Source organism: Limnohabitans sp., assembly GCF_034680285.1.
Lineage (GTDB): Bacteria > Pseudomonadota > Gammaproteobacteria > Burkholderiales > Burkholderiaceae_C > Limnohabitans_A.
In genome coordinates, this window is record NZ_JAXITC010000001.1 from 158,029 (window position 1) to 176,207 (window position 18,179).

13 protein-coding genes and 1 tRNA gene are annotated in these 18,179 nt (G+C 56.5%); 8 read left to right on the forward strand and 6 right to left on the reverse strand.

Annotated features, from left to right (window positions below; all coding sequences use genetic code 11):
* Positions 1-20 precede the first annotated feature (20 nt).
* The 4 genes from SWE17_RS00785 to SWE17_RS00800 all read left to right on the forward strand — a co-directional run bounded on the left by SWE17_RS00785 (position 21) and on the right by SWE17_RS00800 (position 5,989).
* On the forward strand, positions 21-2,267 hold the full coding sequence (locus tag SWE17_RS00785) for a bifunctional (p)ppGpp synthetase/guanosine-3',5'-bis(diphosphate) 3'-pyrophosphohydrolase (RefSeq protein WP_322991232.1): 2,247 nt from the start codon (positions 21-23) through the stop codon (positions 2,265-2,267).
* 62 nt (positions 2,268-2,329) lie between these two features.
* Positions 2,330-2,406 (forward strand) — tRNA-Val (locus SWE17_RS00790).
* A gap of 352 nt (positions 2,407-2,758) precedes the next feature.
* On the forward strand, positions 2,759-3,610 hold the full coding sequence (locus tag SWE17_RS00795; protein ID WP_322991233.1) for an SDR family NAD(P)-dependent oxidoreductase: 852 nt from the start codon (positions 2,759-2,761) through the stop codon (positions 3,608-3,610).
* Between the two features lie 21 nt (positions 3,611-3,631).
* Positions 3,632-5,989 carry an alpha/beta hydrolase fold domain-containing protein gene (locus tag SWE17_RS00800; protein ID WP_322991234.1) on the forward strand — a complete coding sequence of 786 codons (2,358 nt, stop codon included), beginning with the start codon at positions 3,632-3,634 and terminating at the stop codon, positions 5,987-5,989.
* 23 nt (positions 5,990-6,012) lie between these two features.
* Here the strand turns inward: SWE17_RS00800 and SWE17_RS00805 are convergent, their stop codons facing one another.
* Both SWE17_RS00805 and SWE17_RS00810 read right to left on the reverse strand, forming a co-directional pair.
* Positions 6,013-7,398, reverse strand: coding sequence for a DUF1254 domain-containing protein (locus tag SWE17_RS00805; protein WP_322991235.1), 1,386 nt, complete (start codon positions 7,396-7,398; stop codon positions 6,013-6,015).
* Positions 7,395-8,438 carry a formylglycine-generating enzyme family protein gene (locus tag SWE17_RS00810; protein ID WP_322991236.1) on the reverse strand — a complete coding sequence of 348 codons (1,044 nt, stop codon included), beginning with the start codon at positions 8,436-8,438 and terminating at the stop codon, positions 7,395-7,397. Before SWE17_RS00810 ends, SWE17_RS00805 begins: the two co-directional genes overlap by 4 nt.
* Positions 8,439-8,689: 251 nt before the next feature.
* Here SWE17_RS00810 and SWE17_RS00815 point away from each other — a divergent pair, with 251 nt between their 5' ends.
* From SWE17_RS00815 to SWE17_RS00830, 4 genes are all read left to right on the forward strand, one after another.
* Complete coding sequence (locus SWE17_RS00815; protein WP_322991237.1) at positions 8,690-9,775, forward strand: MBL fold metallo-hydrolase; 1,086 nt, start codon at positions 8,690-8,692, stop codon at positions 9,773-9,775.
* Positions 9,776-9,817: 42 nt separating this feature from the next.
* Entirely contained in the window at positions 9,818-11,476 is a 1,659-nt protein-coding gene (locus SWE17_RS00820; RefSeq protein ID WP_322991238.1) for a sulfatase-like hydrolase/transferase, read from the forward strand.
* Between the two features lie 128 nt (positions 11,477-11,604).
* Positions 11,605-12,741 carry a glutathione S-transferase family protein gene (locus SWE17_RS00825; protein ID WP_322991239.1) on the forward strand — a complete coding sequence of 379 codons (1,137 nt, stop codon included), beginning with the start codon at positions 11,605-11,607 and terminating at the stop codon, positions 12,739-12,741.
* A gap of 159 nt (positions 12,742-12,900) precedes the next feature.
* Positions 12,901-13,446, forward strand: a complete 546-nt coding sequence (locus tag SWE17_RS00830; RefSeq protein ID WP_322991240.1) for a TetR/AcrR family transcriptional regulator — start codon at positions 12,901-12,903, stop codon at positions 13,444-13,446.
* On the opposite strand, the gene SWE17_RS00835 is transcribed toward SWE17_RS00830, so the two are convergent.
* The 4 genes from SWE17_RS00835 to SWE17_RS00850 are packed head-to-tail and all read right to left on the reverse strand — an operon-like array spanning position 13,433 to position 18,178.
* Positions 13,433-14,362, reverse strand: a complete 930-nt coding sequence (locus SWE17_RS00835; protein WP_322991241.1) for a haloalkane dehalogenase — start codon at positions 14,360-14,362, stop codon at positions 13,433-13,435. The two genes, SWE17_RS00830 and SWE17_RS00835, sit on opposite strands and share 14 nt — an antisense overlap.
* 5 nt (positions 14,363-14,367) lie before the next feature.
* Positions 14,368-15,159 (reverse strand): SDR family NAD(P)-dependent oxidoreductase, encoded by a 792-nt coding sequence (locus tag SWE17_RS00840; RefSeq protein WP_322991242.1) that lies wholly within the window; start codon positions 15,157-15,159, stop codon positions 14,368-14,370.
* Positions 15,156-16,409: a hypothetical protein gene (locus SWE17_RS00845; protein ID WP_322991243.1), complete on the reverse strand. Its 1,254-nt coding sequence runs from the start codon at positions 16,407-16,409 to the stop codon at positions 15,156-15,158. Before SWE17_RS00845 ends, SWE17_RS00840 begins: the two co-directional genes overlap by 4 nt.
* Entirely contained in the window at positions 16,406-18,178 is a 1,773-nt protein-coding gene (locus SWE17_RS00850; RefSeq protein WP_322991244.1) for an arylsulfatase, read from the reverse strand. Before SWE17_RS00850 ends, SWE17_RS00845 begins: the two co-directional genes overlap by 4 nt.
* Position 18,179 lies beyond the last annotated feature (1 nt).

The following is an 18,179-nucleotide window of genomic DNA, read 5'->3' on the forward strand; positions in this document are numbered from 1 at the left end:
TCAGCCATTCCGCAAGCCCCATGACAACGCCTGGCCGCTTGCATGGGCCCACCTCGCGCAAGCCTGTCGACTCCGATTTGCCACCGGTCATGTTGGCCACGGCTGAAGTGGAGGAGGCGGGCACGCTTGCCAAGGCCCGTGCATTTGCCGAGCCCCTGATTTCTGGTGAGTCGCTCGATACGGGCGAAAACATACTGGCCCATGCCGATGCCGTAGCGCATATCTTGGCCGACATGGGCGGCTCTGTGGCCATGCAGGCGGCCAGTTATTTGGTCTACACCTGCCCCCACCTGAACAAGCCCGAAGAGGTGATTGCCAAAGCATTTGGCCCGCAGCTGGCGCAATTGGCCATCCAAACCAACCATTTGGTGCATGTTCAGCGCCTGTCGCGGGCAGCCGAGTCCCACATCCAAGGCCCCGACAACACGCCCTTGAGCCCACAGGTTCAAACAGAAAACGTGCGCAAGATGCTGCTTGCGTTCAGCCGAGATTTGCGGGTGGTCATGCTGCGCTTGGCCTCACGCTTGCAAACCTTGCGCCATTACGCGGCCACCAAGCTTTTGGTGCCACCCGCTTTGGCCAGTGAGTCTCTGCAGGTTTTTGCGCCATTGGCCAACCGCCTGGGCATTTGGCAAATCAAATGGGAACTGGAAGACCTGTCCTTCCGTTTCTTGGAGCCCAGCACCTACAAAGAGATTGCCAGCCTGCTCGATGAGAAACGTACCGAGCGCGAGCGTTACATGGTGGCCCTGCGCGAGCGTTTACAAGACGCTTTGGCAGCTCAAGGCATCCAGGCACAGGTGGATGGCAGGCCCAAACACATCTACAGCATTGTTCGCAAAATGCGTGGCAAGTCGCTCGCCTTTGACCGGGTTTTTGACATTCGCGCCTTGCGGGTGGTGGTGCCTCAGGTGGCCGATTGTTATCAAGTCCTCAGCTGGGTACATGAGCAGTTTTCCCCCATTGCTGAAGAGTTTGACGACTACATCGCCAAACCTAAATCCAACGGATACCAATCGTTGCACACCGTGGTGCGCGACACCGATGGCGGCCCCATCGAAGTCCAAATTCGCACCCAAGCCATGCACGATCACGCCGAAAACGGGGTGGCCGCGCATTGGGCCTACAAAGAAGCGGGCGCAAAAGGCTATGCAGGTGTTTCGGCCAACAGCGCCTACGACACCAAAATTGCTGTACTCAGGCAGTTGCTGGCATGGGAGCGCGATTTGTCGGGGGCAGCTCAAGAAAAAGCACCTGGCAGCCCCCTGTTTGATGACCGCATTTATGTGCTGACCCCGGACGCAGCGGTCGTGGAGCTGCCGCAAGGTGCGACCGCGATCGACTTTGCTTACACCGTTCACACCAACTTGGGTCATCGCTGCCGAGGTGCCAAAGTCGATGGCGTCATGGTGCCCTTGAACACCCCGCTGGGCAACGGCCAAACGGTGGAGATCACCGCCATCAAAGAAGGTGGCCCCTCACGCGATTGGCTCAATCCAGAGCTGGGTTTTTTGGCCAGCCCGCGTGCGCGTGCCAAAGTGCGTGCTTGGTTCAACGCCCAAGTCAGCGAAGAAACCATCGCCAAAGGACGCGAAGCGGTCGAAAAATCCTTACAGCGCTTGGGTCGAACCGCGATCCGTTTGGAGGATTTGGCCAGCCAGTTGGGCTTCAAATCTGCCGACAGCCTGTTCGAAGTGGTCGGCAAGGACGAGTTTTCACTGCGCAACATCGAGGTGTTGCTCAACCCACCGGAACCAGCGCTGGAGCCGGACGAATACTTTCAAAAGAAGTTCAAGGGAGCTGTTGCCCGTAAATCGCCCTCTGGCGTGTTGGTGGTGGGGGTAGATTCATTGCTCACGCAACTGTCCAAATGCTGCAAGCCGGCACCACCCGATGCCATTGGTGGTTTTGTGACCCGGGGCAAGGGTGTGAGCATCCACCGTCAAGACTGCAGCAACTTTCGCGAACTGGCTTCTCGCCATGGCGAAAGGGTGATCGATGTTCGCTGGGGCGAAGGTAAAAACGCTGAAGGATCGGTCTATCCCGTGGATGTATCAGTAGAAGCCATGGACCGCCAAGGACTGCTGCGGGATATTTCCGAAGTGTTTGCCAAAGAAAAGATGAACGTGATCGGCGTACAAACCCAATCTGTCAAAGGCACGGCTTGGATGACTTTCACGGTGGAGATTGGCGATGCTGACCGTCTGAGCAAAGTATTGGGCACGGTGCGTGGCGTCAAAGGGGTGAGGGCAGCACGCAGACGCTAAACACGTCTAATTGAATCACGCTCTGAAAAATCGATTTTTGACGCTATAATTCGAGGCTTAGCAGGCGCGTAGCTCAGTTGGTTAGAGCACCACCTTGACATGGTGGGGGTCGCTAGTTCGAATCTAGTCGCGCCTACCAAATTCGGTAGGAAAAACAAGCACTTAGCGGAAACGCTAGGTGCTTTTTTTATGCCAATTTGCATGACCGATGAACCCACTCAGCCTCTATGCCAATGCATCCATTGGCCTAGGCGGCCTTTGACGCACAGATTCCGCTCTCAGCGCTAAGCGAAAAATTTTTGGCTTAACCAAGCGATATTTAACGCCTAGTACAAATTGACACCTATACTGCCAATACAATTATTTGGCTTGTATCGCTCTTGCTTGTGACTTATTCCGGCATTTGAATCTGACGCGGTTGTGGCCGTCGGTTGAGCCGTGAAAAAAATTTTTTCGACTTCATGGGTCGAAACCCCCAACGAGGATCAAAGATGGCTGCGTTACGCAAAATCAATCTGCAAGATGGGGTGGCTGTTGTCACCGGAGCAGCTGGAGGGATTGGCGCTGCTTTGGCTTTGCAGCTGGCTGAAAAAGGCTGCCACTTGGCATTGGCCGATGTGAATGGCGCTGGCTTGGCCGAAGTGGCTGCTAAGGCTCAAGCTTATGACGTCAAAGTCAGTACGCTGGTGCTGGACATGGGCCAAGCTGAATCGGCCCAAGGGTTGCTGGATCATGTCCGGGCACACCATGGGCGGGCCACTGTGCTGATCAACAATGCTGGCGTCGCTTTGGGCGGTCAATTCGAGCAAGTATCGGAAGAAGACTTTGACTGGTTGATGAGCATCAACTTTGGTGCGGTTGTGCGACTCACCCGTGTCTTTTTGCCCTTGCTGCAGCAGTCGCAAGCTGCCCAAATTGTGAACATGTCCAGTATTTTTGGCATCATTGCCCCGCCGGGTCAGACGGCTTACAGCGCCGCCAAATTCGCGGTGCGGGGGTTTTCAGAGGCTTTACGCCACGAGTTAGAGGCCGGGAATTCGTCTGTTCGAATGACCCTGTTGCATCCAGGTGGGGTGCGCACGGGTATTGCCACCAGTGCCCGTTTACCGGCGAGCGTTACAGCGCAAGAAATCAAGTTGCATCAAAAAAACTGGCAAAAAGCCTTGCGCTTGTCGCCCGAAGCTGCGGCTCGGCGCATCTTGCGTGGCATTGAGAGGCGCGAGCCACGCGTTTTGGTTGGCGATGACGCAGTGGCGGCGTCCTGGATTCAACGTTTGTTACCAGTGACGTATTGGCGGTGGGTGGCGCGGGGCATGTCGCGTTCTTTCCGCGATGCTGTTTGAGTGCATGCACAAGGATTTTTTATGAATAAAGCAAGTTGGCAAGCCAAATTGGCCGCCTATGTGGTGCGCCGCCGGGTCAAACCCCGTCTGGCCAATATGCGCGACATCGCTTCTGTGCGAGCAGCTTTTGGTACGCCATTGCCCGCACCGAAAGGAGCGATTTACACATCGGCCGAGGTTGGTGGTGTGTCTGGGGAGTGGGTCCAAGCCCGCACCGGTGTATCAGACAACGAGACAATTTTGCTGTACCTGCACGGGGGTGGCTTTGTGGGCTGCTCAGCCCGCACTCACAGGCCCATCACGGCCGCTTTTGCCTTGCAAGGCTTGCGGGTATTTGTGCCCAATTACCGTTTGGCACCTGAACACGCCTTTCCCGCTGCGCCACAAGATGTGTTGGCGGTTTACCGCGCCTTGCGTGCCCAAGCGCCCCATGCGCGTATCACGGTGGCGGGTGACAGTGCGGGCGGCAACTTGGCTTTGGGGTTGCTGTTGACATTGCGTGATGCGGGCGAGCCTCTTCCGCAAGCGGCGGCCTTGTTTTCTGCCGCCTTGGACCTGACTGGAGCCAGCCCATCCTTCACACTCAATGCCAAACATGACGCGATGTTTGACCCCGAGCAGTTACCTCATTTGACCGAAGCTTATTTGGCCGGTGCAGACCCGGCTCAGCCATTGGCCTCGCCCTTGATGGGTGATATGAACGGTTTGCCGCCAATGCTGCTGCATGTGGGCGAGTCTGAGCTGCTGCGGGACGACTCGATCCGACTGGCTCAAAAGGCAAGGGAGGCGAGTGTGACGGTGCAATTGAAGGTGTTTGCTGCTGTTGCACATGTGTGGCAGTTGGTGCATCAGTTGCCAGAATCGCGCCGTTCAGTTCGTGATGCAGCAAAGTTTTTGATGACTGCCGAACCCCAAGAACAGCCAGAGGCTGTGGATGTGCTGATCATTGGAGCGGGCTTGTCGGGCGTTGGCGCCGCCGTTCACCTACAGCGCGATGCCCCCAACAAGTCGTTTGCTTTGCTCGAAGCGCGCGAGGCCATCGGGGGCACCTGGGATCTTTTCCGTTACCCGGGCATACGCTCCGACTCGGACATGTACACCTTGGGATACGAGTTCAAACCCTGGCGTGCTGCCAAGGCCATAGCAGACGGCGCTTCAATTCGCGAGTACATCCGTGATACGGCGCTGGAGCACGGTATCGGTGCTCACATTCGCATGCAGCACCGAATGGTCAGTGCCGATTGGTCAGAAGCCGAGGGTCGATGGACGGTTGGCATCGAAAGAGGTCCACAGCGCGAGCGATTTCAGATGAAGCCCCGGTTTTTGATGTTTTGCACCGGCTATTACAACTACGCACAAGGACATCGGCCGCACTTCTCGGGCGAGGAGGACTTCCATGGGCGCGTGGTCCACCCTCAGTTTTGGCCCGAAGATCTGGATTACACAGGCAAGCGTATGGTGGTGATTGGCAGTGGTGCCACAGCGGTCACTTTGGTGCCGGAAATGGCCCGCAAGGCCGCCCATGTGACCATGTTGCAGCGCTCACCTTCTTATGTGGTCGCGCGACCGGCGGTGGATACGGTGGCCGAAAGTCTCAAGCGGTGGCTGCCTGAGGGCCTAGCGTACCGATTGATTCGTGGCAAGAATGTATTGGTGGGCATTTACCTCTTCCACTTGCTTCGGAAATATCCACACCAAGCCAAATCGAGGTTGGTGAAAATGGTCAAGGAAGAATTAGGGTCAGACTTTGATGTGGCCAAGCATTTCACGCCCAGTTACAAGCCCTGGGATCAACGCCTGTGCTTGGTGCCCGACGGAGATTTGTTCAAAACTTTGCGCGAAGGTCGGGCTTCGGTGGTCACCGACCACATTGATCGATTCACGCCTGAAGGTATTTCGTTGCGCTCAGGCGAGGTTTTACCTGCCGATGTCATCGTTACCGCCACTGGATTGCAGTTGAACCTGCTGGGTGATGTCAGGTTGAGCCTTGGCGGTGTGCCTGTGGACACATCCGACATGCTGGTCTACAAAGGCATGATGTTCAGTGGTTTGCCCAATGTGGTCAACACCTTTGGTTACACCAACGCCAGTTGGACTTTGAAAGCAGATTTAACGGCGCGTTATTTCTGCCGATTGCTGCGCCACATGGATCGGCATGAGAAAACGGTGTTCACGCCCACGCGCGACAACAAAACTCAGCCGGAACCATTTTTGGATTTCACGTCGGGTTATGTGCAAAGGGCTGCAGCTTGGTTGCCCAAACAAGGTGACCGCAAACCTTGGCGGCTCTACCAAAACTACGTGCTGGACCTTTTGACATTGCGCTTCGGTCAAGTGGACGATGGGGTGATGGCCTTCAAGGGAGAGCCCAAAGGCTGACCCCATGGCGTTGTCCTTAGAGCTTAATCAAGTCGCTCAACGGCGGGCATGAGCCACGTCGCTTCAACAGCAGATGACTTAGGCCAGTAAAGACGGGCATTGAGTGAAAAAGCTTGGTCAGGTTTGACGGGAAGCCAATTGCTCAGAGGCTGTCCAGTGGGTTCGCTCGACTGTATCCACAAATCCAATGAGCCGTCGGGGTTGTAGACCAAGGGGTCTCGGTCACCGAGAGCAAAACGCTGGAGGGGGTTGTCGATCAAGTAATCGTCATCTCCGTAAGCTGTCAAGGACCAAAAGGCGTTGACCGGTGGCAAGCTGCCAGGCTTGAAATGCAGTTTGTAGCGGTGCTTACCGTTCAGACTTTGGCCGTTGGCATCACCCCGGGTGATGGGGTAGGTGGCATCTGCCGGCAAGTTGGCGCCCAAACCAATGATCGCCACACCAGCGCGAATGTTGTAGTAAGTGCCATATTGACCCAAGATGGCTGGGGGTGTTGACCAGCCGCGCTTGGCATCGCTGAGTTTGTTCAGCTCTTGGGAAAGTTTGAAGTCGGCGATCCAGCGCCCCACACCGACCCCCATGCGATCGAGCCAACCCCATTGAGGTGTCTGGCCGGGCACCAGGCCGATGCGCGCGAGCTTCATGACCATCGGACCATCTGCAGCAGCGGGGGGGTTGTCCACCATGAGCGCACTCAGTCGATCAAAGAAGGCCTGTGTACCCATGGCTTTCATGGAGGCTAAAGGCGCGAGATCGTTGGCAGAGGGACTTCGCACCGGATTGGCTGGCTCGGCCAATGGCTCTGGGGTGGAATCGAGTCGGCTCAGCTTTAAGCCATCTTGCAAGCGATGCACGACGGGAAAGTCCGAAGCGCCATTGGTTTGCGTGCGGCCAATCAACCAGACCATGCGTGTGGGTGACCGCAGAAGTTGCATGCCTGCTGGAATGGCTCCATTCCAGCCGGGGCCTGCTAGTAAAAAGGTACCGCCAGCCGTACCGCTGGTGCGCGTTCCGGGCGAGGCGAATACATTGGTCCAGGCGTCCATGAAAGGCATCAGTTCATAGCGTGTGCTGTTGGGTGCCATCTCAAACACCCAAGGGCCTTGCGCCATGTCGATGAAGGCCGTGGTGTAAAGCGTGTCCACATTGGGTCGGACCACGTTCTTGAATTGGGCATCTGGAAATTGACGAACCCGGTGGAGTTCATTTTCGGGCCCCAGATTCTGATTGGAGCGCTCCCTCGTCACGTCCATGATGACCAAGGGGTAGCCGTAGACGTAGGCTTCTGCACCTAACACAATATGTTCGGATTTGGCATACAGAAAGCACCCGAAAGCGGCCAGGATGGCCAACAGGCTCAATAGCCCACGCATCAAATTTTGACGTGCAGTGGTTACGTTGCGTTTCATCTTGGTTCTCCCCTCAAAATCGTACGAAATCCCAAATGGCTGGTGGCCAAGTCCGTGTCTTGCGGTTGGCGTGCGCCGGGTCGGTAACGCACGCAATAATTGGGTGCGCACAAAAATGATCCGCCCTTGATGACATGTTGGGCAGCAGACGTGGAGCGCTTGGCTTGGGGTGGCGCATCTGGTCGGTCGATGTGGTGCGCGGTATGGAGGTTCGGCGTCCAAGCATCCGCTGTCAATTCCCAAACATTTCCAATCATGTCGAACAGCCCCAGCGCATTGGCCGGGTAGCAGCCTACCGGGGCGAGGCCCGCAAAGCCATCTTCGGCCAAATTGATCACGGGAAACAGGCCCTGCCAAGTGTTGGCTTTGGGAGGCTGCTCGTGTGTCGAGGTGGTTTCGGTGCGGGCCGTACGCGCTGCCCATTCCCATTGGGCTTCACTGGGCAAGTCTCGGCCTTTCCAGTTGGCATAAGCGCGGGCGTCTGCAATCGTCACGGCCACCACAGGAAATGAGCCTTTGCCTTTGATGTCGCTTGCAGGCCCAGCTGGGTGACGCCACTGGGCACCTGGTGTGTAACGCCACCATTGAGTGACGTCTCCATGGCCACGTACATCGTTGGGCATCACGAACACCACCGCCCCAGGTTGCAGCATGGGGGCGCTCAGTCCTGGGTTTTGAGAAGGGTTGATGGGCCGCTCGGCCTCGGTGATGTAGCCTGTGGCTTTAACAAAAGCGGCGAATTCATCGTTGGTGACCTCGGTGCGATCCATCCAGAAGCCAGGCACCTGTACTCGTTGTGGTGGGCCCTCTTCGGGGTAGAGCGTACTGCCCATGTCGAACGTCCCCTCTGGCACCCAGACCATGCCCGGATGCGGTGAGTTCGACAAGGGTGAGGGCAGGGCGCAAACCAAAGGCTCTCGGCTGGCATTCTGTGCTTGGCTACCTCCCCAAAACCACACGCCCAACAAACCCAGCAGACCTATGGCCAATACCCAGATCGTGACGCGTCGAGTCAGCGATTTTTCCCTTGGATTGGTCATGTCTTGCGGTGAAGGTGTTGGGTTGGACAAGCCGTGACGGTCATTCGAGCAGTTGCAATCAGATTACACGTGGGAACACGGCAGTCCATGAACGCAGGTGACAAAGCCCTCGAGGGAGGTCTTGAAAATGTATTTGCATTGACAGTGCCATATTTTTAGTGGTGATGCAAGAGGGCTTGTGCCGATTGCTGTGTTGACCTTGTCGCTTCAAAATGAAGATTACTGCCTCTCTCTTTACCAAAGGCCATGCGATGAAGCGTTCTGTGAAATTGTGGGGGCGTGCCAGCCTTATTCTGGTGGTGCTCGCCGCATTGGCATGGTGGCAACGGGGGCCGATCACGGTGGCTCTGATGCAGCGACAAGTCAGTGCTTTGACGTCGATAGCTGATCCGCTGGCAGGTTTGTCTGACGGTCTGCATGTGGGATTGTGCGGAGCCGGCTCACCCTTTCCCGATGCCAAACGAAGTGGTCCGTGCACCGTGGTGGTGGCTGGCCAACGCATGTTTGTGTTTGATGCGGGTTCGGGTGCCAGTCGCAACATTGCCTTGATGCGATTGAACGCCGGACAAATCGAAGCCTTGTTCCTCACCCATTTCCATTCGGATCACATCGATGGCTTGGGCGAATTGCTGATGCAGCGCTGGATTCAGCGCACCGCCCAGCAAGCTTTGCCTGTGCATGGCCCTGAAGGCCTTGAAAAAGTCTTGCAGGGCTTCAACGACGCCTACACCTTAGACAAGGACTATCGCATAGGTCACCATGGTGAGGCTGTGGCGCCAAAGGCTGGATTTGGTGGTTTGGCGCAGCCGTTCACATTGCCAGATGACACGGGACGCAAAGTGCTGTTGTCCGAGCCTGATTTGGAGATCGTTGCGTTCCGTGTATCCCATGGCCCGGTGCATCCAGCCGTGGGTTACCGGATCCGCTACAAAGACCGTACGATGGTGATCAGTGGCGACACATCGAAAAGCGCGGCTGTGCAACGCGAGTCTATGGGGGTCGATCTGTTGTTGCATGAGGCCCTTTCCCCGCCTTTGCTGGGTGTCGTTGAAACAGGATTTGCCGATGCTGGGCGCGCACACTTGGCCAAAATCATGCATGACGTGCTCAATTACCACACCACACCCGAAGAAGCGGCAGAGATTGCGCTGGCGGCCAACGTCAAGGCTTTGGTGTTCAACCACATCGTGCCGCCATTGCCTTTGTCGGGTTTGGAGCAAAGCTTTGCCAAAGGTGCACAGCAGATCTACAAAGGCCCACTGCGCATCGGCACCGATGGCGACTGGTTTACCCTAGCAACCGGCAGTACAGCGATTGAAATGGGCAAACGGCCTTGACATGGCAGCCTGCACACTTTTGAACATCGAGGAGTCTTTTTCATGTTGAAACGCATTGCCTGGGCCTTGTTGGCTTTTTTGGTGGTGGCCACCTTGGCTTTTTACGCGGTGGGCGGTCGACCGGGTGTTCTGCTGCTTTTCGTGAAATACGTCATGCACCAAAAATACGCCCCCACCCAAGAAGTGCGTTGGCAAGCTGGGCCTGATCAGCCAGATGCGACCCGCCGCCCGCCCAATGTGGTGCTGATCGTGGCAGATGACCTGGGCATCAACGACATCACGCATTACGGCGGAGGAATTGCGGGTGGCAAAGTGCCCACCCCGCACATTGACAGCATTGCCAAGCAGGGTGTTGATTTTCGCAATGGCTACTCAGGTAACGCCACCTGCGCTCCGTCCAGGGCAGCCATGATGACTGGGCGTTACGCCACACGTTTTGGTTTCGAATTTACGCCCACGCCCAAGCAATTCATGAAGGCGGTCACAGGCATGTCTCCGGCCGATCAATTGCATAAACCTCTGTACCACCCCGAGCGTGAGTCGGAATTGATTCCTTACGAAGACATGGGCTTGCCCACCAGCGAAATCACCTTGGCCAAACTGCTGCAAGGAGCCAATTACCACACGGTGCACTTGGGTAAATGGCATTTGGGGGACAACCCACAGTTTCGCTCCTACAACCACGGCTTCACCGAATCCTTGTCCCATTTGCATGGTGCGTCGATGTTCTTGCCCACCAAAGACCCCAACGTGGTCAATGCAATGCAAGACTTCGACCCGATTGACAAATTCCTGTGGGCCGCAGAGCCTTGGGCTGTGCGTTTCAAAGACGGTGCACCTTTTCAGCCGCCCAAGTACATGACCGATTACCTCACTGATGAAGCGGTCAAGGTGGTCGAAGCCAACAAGAATCGGCCTTTCTTTTTGTATTTGGCCTACAACGCTCCCCACACCCCCTTGCAGTCAACGCGTGAAGACTACGATGCGCTGAGTTTCATTCCAGACCACACCATGCGGGTCTATGCCGCAATGATTCGATCTCTGGACCGCAACATTGGCCGCGTTTTGCAGTCGCTGAAAGATCAGGGCGTTGACGACAACACCTTGGTCATTTTCACCAGCGACAATGGCGGCGCTCACTATATTGGCCTTGAAGGTTTGAACTCGCCTTACCGTGGCTGGAAAGCCACTTTCTTTGAAGGCGGCATCCATGTGCCTTTCTTCATGCGTTGGCCTGGCCAAATTCCCAAAGGCACTCAAGTCACCGCCCCCGTCAGTCACTTTGATATTTTTGCCACGGCAGCCGCTGCGGCCGGGCAAAAGCCACCCACCGACCGGTCCATTGACGGTGTGAATTTGCTGCCCTTTATCAAGGGTGAGGCGCCAGGGCGTCCTCATGATGTTTTGTTTTGGCGGACCGACCAATACGTCACGGTGCGTGCTGGCGACTGGAAGTTGCAAGTGTCGCAAAAGCCCAAAAAGAATTGGTTGTTCAATTTGGCCAACGACCCCACAGAGAAAAACAACCTGGTAGACAAAGAGCCTGAGCGTTTGGCCGCAATGCAAGCGCAGTTGGCAGAATGGTCAAAAAGTCAGCGCAAACCCTTGTGGCCCTCTATGGGTGCAGCCGCGATTGCAATTGACCACTCTCTGAAGCAACCCACCAAGGCCAGCGACGAGTACATCTATTACTCGAACTGAAGCGTCGTCATGAGCAACACCATTGCCTTGGATTCGATGCGGTTGACGTCCTGTTCAACTTCGGGGCTGTATTTGAGTCTTCGGGGCTTTGCACGTTTTCGTTTTCCTCCAACAGCAGGAGAGGGCTGATGGCTCGTCCATACATCCTTTACGGCTGGCATTTGTCTTATTTCACCGGCAAAGCCATGTGCTATTTGCGCTACAAGCAGACCCTGTTTGTGCAAAAACCGGTCGACATGCTGACCTTGTTGTGGCGCATCAAAAAAAAGACCGGTGCAGCCGTGATGCCGGTCTTGGTGACGCCTCAAGGCGAATGGATCAACGACACCAGTCGAATCATCGACCACATCGAAGCACATGCGCCAAACCCGTCGGTGCATCCAGCCACCCCGGTACAGCGCTTTGCCTCCTACCTGATGGAGGCTTGGGGTGATGAATGGTGGGTGCCGATGGCCATGCACACGCGCTGGACTTACCCCGAAAATTTCGCCTTGTTTGAGCGCGAAGCTGGAGATGCTTTGCTGCCTTGGTGGCCTGGTTTTGCCAAAAAACGTGCCGTTAAAGTGGTGGCCAAAACATTGCGTGGCATGCTGCCTGCCGTGGGTGTTCGGCCTTCTCAGTTGGGCGTGATGGATGCGTGGATGGCGCACATGCTCGATGTGTTGGACCGGCATTTCGCCGAGCACCGTTTTTTGTTCGGGGATCGCCCCATGTTGGGAGATTTTGGTTTGGTGGGCGCCATGTACGGCCATTTGGGGCGTGACCCCTGGCCTGCGCGTGAGTTGGTGGGGCCACGCCCACATCTTCGCGCCTGGATCCAGCGCATGAGTGTGCCTGAGCATGCGCAAATGCCCACCGATTCGCAGGGCCTGCTACCGAACGACCAGATCGCCCCCACTTTGTTGCCTGTTTTTCAGGCCATAAGCCGTGAATTCCTGCCTTTGCTCGAAGGCATCCTGGCTCAAGTTCAAGCTGAGCGCCCCGATTGGCCTCTGGGCAAGCCATTGCCAAGACGCCTTGCCGATGTGTCTGTGCCGATGGGACAAGGACAGTTCAGTCGCGCGGCCTTGCCCTACAGTTTATGGATGGCTCAACGGATGCGGGATGTGTTTCAGGGGATGAATGACTCGGATCAGGCGCAAGTCAGGCTGTGGTTGAGCGAGATGGGCGGGGAACGCCTGCTGGCGCTGGACCTCCCGCGCTTGAGCCTGCATGGTGTGCGCGTGGCCTTCACTACCCCGGATGTATCCGATACTGTGTCTTGACGGGTTCGTTCATTTTCAAAGTCGAGCGTCATAATGGAAGCCATGCGCGAAAACGAATCAAAGGGCACAACACAGGCCGGAACCAGTAAAGCTTGCAATCAGGCCCAAGAGAAGGCCGCTGAGTCCCCGAAACTTGATGGCCGACTCAACCGCAGTGTGGTGACGCGAAACAAAATCGTCGAGACTTTGACCTCGCTCATTTTGGAGGGTCAAATCTCACCAACCGCAGAGCAAGTGGCGTTGCGTGCCAACGTGGGTTTGCGCACGGTTTTTCGCCATTTCGACAACATGGATGCGCTGTACCGGGAAATCAGCATCGATGTCGACGCGCAAATCAAGCCCCTGTTGCAAGCCCGGCTGGATGGCCAGACTTGGCAGGAACGTGTCGTGCAAAGCATCGCTGTGCGCAGCGAAATCTATGACAGAACCGCTGCAATGCATGTGGCCGCTCAAGTCCACCGGCATGAGTCTGTTTATCTCACGCAAAACCTGATGGAGTCGGCCAGGCTACAACGCGACCTATTACAGCGTTTATTGCCTCCAGATCTGGCACACAACTCTCCTTTTCTGGATGCCCTGGACTTGGTGCTCAGTTTTGAGTCTTGGATCCGCTTGCGCCGAGAACAAGCTTTGTCCGCCACAGAGGCGACTGCCGTGATGCAGTTGACCGTCAAGGCACTGTTGGCCACGGTCACGCCGCGGTAGGCCGTGGTGTGGTGCGGATGAAGTTGACAATTGACTCCGCCACCTCTGCCCCTTTGTCTTCTTGCAAAAAATGGCCAGCACCCCGCGTGATGCTGTGGGGCTGATTTTTGGCTCCTGGCACCAAGTCGTGCCAGATGCGAAAACCACCGCGTGTCACGGGGTCACGGTTGCTGAACAAAGTGAGAAAAGGTTTGTCCCACCGCTTAAAGACTTCCCATGCGGCTTCGTTGTCGGCGCGTTCGGGGTCTGTGGGGGTAATGGGGACCAAACTCGGAAAAACCCTCGCGCCTACCCGGTGTCGGCGACTTGAAAAGGGCGCGTCATAGGCGGCGATCTCCGCTGGGGTCAGCCCGCCTGTGCAACCAGCTTTGACGATGCGACCAATTGGGAACCATGGGCTGTATTGGGCAAATGCACGCCAAATTTTGAAGGCCTTGGGCACGGGCGTGGTGCCGGTTGGCAGGCCGCCATTGGCCAGCACAATGCGGTCAAAGCGCTGAGGCGCGGCCGCGGCCATGCGCAATCCGATCAAAGAGCCCCAGTCTTGGCAAAACAAGGTGATGCTTGTCAGGTCATTGGCTTGCAGCCACGCACTCATCCACTGGACATGGTGACGGTACGAATAATCGCCCTTGCGAGTGGGTTTGTCAGAGCGGCCAAATCCAACCAGATCAGGGGCGACCACGCGAAAGCCCGCTTGCAGCAGCACCGGAATCATCTTGCGGTAAAGAAACGACCAAGTGGGTTCGCCATGCATCAACAAAACCACCGGTGCTTCGCGTGGTCCTTCGTCAATGAAGGCGATGCGCAGGCCTGCCACCTCGGTGTAGTGGGGTAAATACGGGAAATCAGGAATATTGGCAAAGGCCGACTCGTCGGTGCGCACGAAATCAGTCACCATGGGCAATTTGGACATGCAGGTCAAACTCCAAAAATGCGAGCAAGGCGAACACCGAATCCCTGGATCCAGGGTGCCACGTACCGCAGCTTGGGCTTGTTGGCTTCAGTGGCTTTCACGATTTGCGAGACGATGGACTTCGTGGTTTTGGCCTCCAAGAATTGAAATGTGCGTTTTTCTTCTGCCTTCAAACGCGCAACATGTGCTGCGAAATACGACTGCTTGCCCATCCAGGCGTATTTGCTGTCGGTCATCGCTTGGTTGAACCCGGTGTGGATCGCACCCGGTTCGATCAGCGCCACATGCACGCCACATCGCAATTGTTGGAGTTCTTCCCGCAAACCCGCACCCGCCGCAGACAAGGCAAACTTGCTCATCGAGTACGGCATCAAAAAAGGCATGGGAATGCGGCCTGCAATCGAACTGACCAAAAGCACCGTGCCGCTTTGACGCTTGATCATGCCCCGCAGGGCCAACTGAGTCAGGGCCAAGGTGCAAAAGACATTGACCTCAAAAATATGGCGAATGCGATCGATATCCACCTCGGCCAGTGAGCCCGATTCGCCCACACCTGCGTTGTTGATCAACACGTCCAACTCCAGCGAGAGGATTTTCTCGCGGTCTTGCGGCGAGGTGATGTCAAGCTTGAAAACCTCCAAGGACAGCCCTTTCGTCAAGGCCATGGCCTGGAGGGTTTGCGCTTGGGCCTCGTCGAAGGTGGTGGCAATGACGCGGTGCTGGCGTGCAGCCAACGCCAAGGCTGTGTCGAGCCCAATGCCACTGCCAGCGCCGGTGATCAGAATTGTTTTTTTCATGCGATAGAGACCCTGGCCAACTGGCCCATTGACGACCAATAAAAATCCCGCCCCCAACCAGGGCTGGGGAAAACCACCCCTTGCATCAGACCACCCAAGCGGACACGGCCTTTTTCAAAACCACTGGCGATGTCCAGAACCACCACCTCCTCACCGTGTTGGCGGTAATCGTTGACGACCAGCTCGCCCGTATCAGGGTACAAGAGCATGTGGCTGGCTGCGCCGAAGGGGGCTTTGCGCCACAGGGGCGTCAAGCGATGCAATGGTTCGTCAAAACGCCAGGCTTGCAGCACTGAATTGGCCGAGTCATAAGCGACCACCGTGCGACTTTGCAAGTCGACCAAAGGCGGGTTGGTGATGCTGCCGCCGAGCAAACCCGATACTTCCAGCATCTGATGGTCTTGCGCATCAGACAGAGTAACTCGGATGAGCCGGTTGGCCGTCCGGCTGACGCCTGCACCAACCATTCGGAATCGGTAGCGGTGCTGGCCGTTGTCCATGAACCAGGCCTGCGCGCCGTCGAGCACCACGTCCCATCCATAGGTTTGGCGGCTTTGCCCAATGTAGTCAAAGTGCCAGTCGGGATCTCGCACCAGTTTGTGCTGCCCTGTCTCCCAGTGGTAACGAAAAATGCTGCGCACACCCACCACATAGACCGTGTTGCCCATGGCACTCAACCGCGCGATAGACGGTTCGGGACACCGAAGATCAGCGCACGCGGGTTGCAATGTGTCTGGGTCCAGCACCGTCAAGCAGGCAGGTGTGCTGGCCGACAAGTTTTTGGTGACGATTAAGCCGTTGTCCAGTATGACGAAGGCGTTGTAGGCTTCTTTCATGGGCAGAGCATGGCTGGCCAGCAGCTGGCACTGTCGATTCAAGCGGTGGGCGTGGTTGCCATACACAACATAGAGATCACCATTGCGGTGAATGGCCATGCCGCCTGGCCACATGGGACCACCTTTGAGCGGGGGAGAGCGGTGGATGGGCTTGAGACTTTGTGGGTCGATCATCTCCACCCGCGATGTGGTCGACAAGCCCACTTGAGCCCGCAATGCGGTGTGTGTGAGCAAATAGACTTCGCCTGGTGCACCCAGCACAGTCATCGTGGACATCAAGGTGCGCCGCTTGGTGGCTTGTAATTCCTCGCCAACCCGAACGCCCAAGCCCGCACCACTCAAAGGCCGCTGCAGCCTTTGTGGATCACCGTCTTCACAAGGCCAAGGGCTGTTGAAGTAGCCAAGGTGCGTCATGCCAACTTTCGGCGTTGCGCGCGGCGTTTGAAGACGATGCCCAAGCCCAACAAACCCAATGCAATCACCACACCATGCGGCCAATAGGTGGGTAGCCAATAGTTCATGACCGAGTTGATGAACACCTGTTTGACGGGGTTGTACCCCTCGGGCATGGGCAGCACGACATTGGCCTTGGCCCAAGCAGCGTACTCAATCTGCATGGCAGCAAACTGTTCTGGCAGTTCTTTTTGTAAATCTTTTGTCTCTCCGGGATCAACACTCAAGTTGTAGAGACGCCACTGCGAGTCGCCCACGGGTGGGTTATCCCACACCAACTTCAGATCCCCTTTGAACAAGGCCTTGTTGCCTGCCAGTTCATAGCCAATCGATTCATCTGATTTGCGCACACGGACGCTGGGATCTGCCAAAACAGGTAACAAACTGCGTCCGGTGAGCCCTTCAATGGGCTGGCCTTGGTAACGGTTGCCGGGATGTTCAACCCCGGCCAAGTCCAGCAGGGTAGGCACGATGTCGGTGACATGGGTCAGGCCCGCATGCACTTGGTTGCGTGCCGAATGGGTAGCGACCCCACTGATGATCAAGGGGGAGCGGATGCCGCCCTCGCTGGCGTAAAACTTGAAGCCTTTGAAGGGCGATGCCGAGGCGCTGCTCCAGGATGGGCCTGGGACCACATAGGCACCAGGGCCCCCTAATCGGTCCAAATCGCGTGTGTAATTCATGCGCAGCCACAGGTCTGCTTCTTTGTAATCAGAACCTTCGGGGCCGTTGTCTGACAGAAACACAAACACCGTATTGTCAAATTCACCGCTGGATTTCAGGTGTGCGATCAGTCGCCCCACTTCATGGTCGAGAGCGTCGGCCATCGCCGCGTAAACCTCCATCAGGCGGGCTTGGTAACGTTTCTCTTTGTCGCTCAAGGCGGCCCAGTCGCGTGTCGTGCTCATGGTCACCATGGGCGTGTCTTTGGGTACCAATCCCAATTCGATCGCTTTGAGTCGGCGCGCTTCGCGCAGGGCAGTCCAGCCGCCGTCGTAACGGCCCTTGTATTTATCGATGAAAGACTGCGGTGCTTGAACCGGGACGTGGTTGGCCTGAAAGCCCACATACGCGAAGAAAGGCTGACCAGAATTCCGACCGGTTGAAATGTATTCGATGGCCTTGTCAACGAAGAACGTCGTGGTGTAGAACTGTTTGGGCAATACCGGCGGTAAACCGTTTTCAAACCAATTGACTTTGGCGTTATGGGGCAGGTAGCGTTTTTCTGGCTCCCAGTTATCCGAGCCGGTATCGCCCATCACGAAAGACTGGTCAAAGCCGCGCCTGTTGGGCAGATTTTCTGGCTCGTTGCCCACATTCCATTTGCCGGTAATGGCCGTACGGTAACCGCGGGCTTGAAGCAAACTCGCCACGGTGACAACGTTGGCTGTGAGCGTGGCCTGGTAGCCGGGTTGGCCCAAGTGTGCGCCAGGCATCGTTTCGCGCAGGTTGCCATGACCATTGCGGTGGTTGTCAACTCCGGTCAGCAGCATGGCCCGAGTGGGCGAACACGATGCGGCGACATGAAAGTTAGAAAAACGAACACCGCGTTGAGCCAAGTTATCCAGGTTGGGCGTGGCAATTTCACCACCAAAAGCGCCCACGTCACTAAAGCCCCAGTCGTCCGCGACCAACACCACGATGTTGGGCCGGGTTGGCCGGGCTGCCCACGCCGATGTGGCCAAGGTTAAACAGAGCAGCAGTCCAATTTTGAGGGTTGTGGTTTTCATG

Excerpts from the sequence above, each read along its gene's own strand:
- SWE17_RS00810 (WP_322991236.1), bottom strand. The coding sequence starts at position 8,438 with ATGACCAATCCAAGGGAAAAATCGCTGACTCGACGCGTCACGATCTGG.
- SWE17_RS00815 (WP_322991237.1), top strand. The coding sequence starts at position 8,690 with ATGAAGCGTTCTGTGAAATTGTGGGGGCGTGCCAGCCTTATTCTGGTG.
- SWE17_RS00840 (WP_322991242.1), bottom strand. The coding sequence starts at position 15,159 with ATGAAAAAAACAATTCTGATCACCGGCGCTGGCAGTGGCATTGGGCTC.
- SWE17_RS00800 (WP_322991234.1), top strand. The coding sequence starts at position 3,632 with ATGAATAAAGCAAGTTGGCAAGCCAAATTGGCCGCCTATGTGGTGCGC.
- SWE17_RS00820 (WP_322991238.1), top strand. The coding sequence starts at position 9,818 with ATGTTGAAACGCATTGCCTGGGCCTTGTTGGCTTTTTTGGTGGTGGCC.
- SWE17_RS00850 (WP_322991244.1), bottom strand. The coding sequence starts at position 18,178 with ATGAAAACCACAACCCTCAAAATTGGACTGCTGCTCTGTTTAACCTTG.
- SWE17_RS00835 (WP_322991241.1), bottom strand. The coding sequence starts at position 14,362 with ATGTCCAAATTGCCCATGGTGACTGATTTCGTGCGCACCGACGAGTCG.
- SWE17_RS00795 (WP_322991233.1), top strand. The coding sequence starts at position 2,759 with ATGGCTGCGTTACGCAAAATCAATCTGCAAGATGGGGTGGCTGTTGTC.
- SWE17_RS00825 (WP_322991239.1), top strand. The coding sequence starts at position 11,605 with ATGGCTCGTCCATACATCCTTTACGGCTGGCATTTGTCTTATTTCACC.
- SWE17_RS00845 (WP_322991243.1), bottom strand. The coding sequence starts at position 16,409 with ATGACGCACCTTGGCTACTTCAACAGCCCTTGGCCTTGTGAAGACGGT.
- SWE17_RS00805 (WP_322991235.1), bottom strand. The coding sequence starts at position 7,398 with ATGAAACGCAACGTAACCACTGCACGTCAAAATTTGATGCGTGGGCTA.
- SWE17_RS00785 (WP_322991232.1), top strand. The coding sequence starts at position 21 with ATGACAACGCCTGGCCGCTTGCATGGGCCCACCTCGCGCAAGCCTGTC.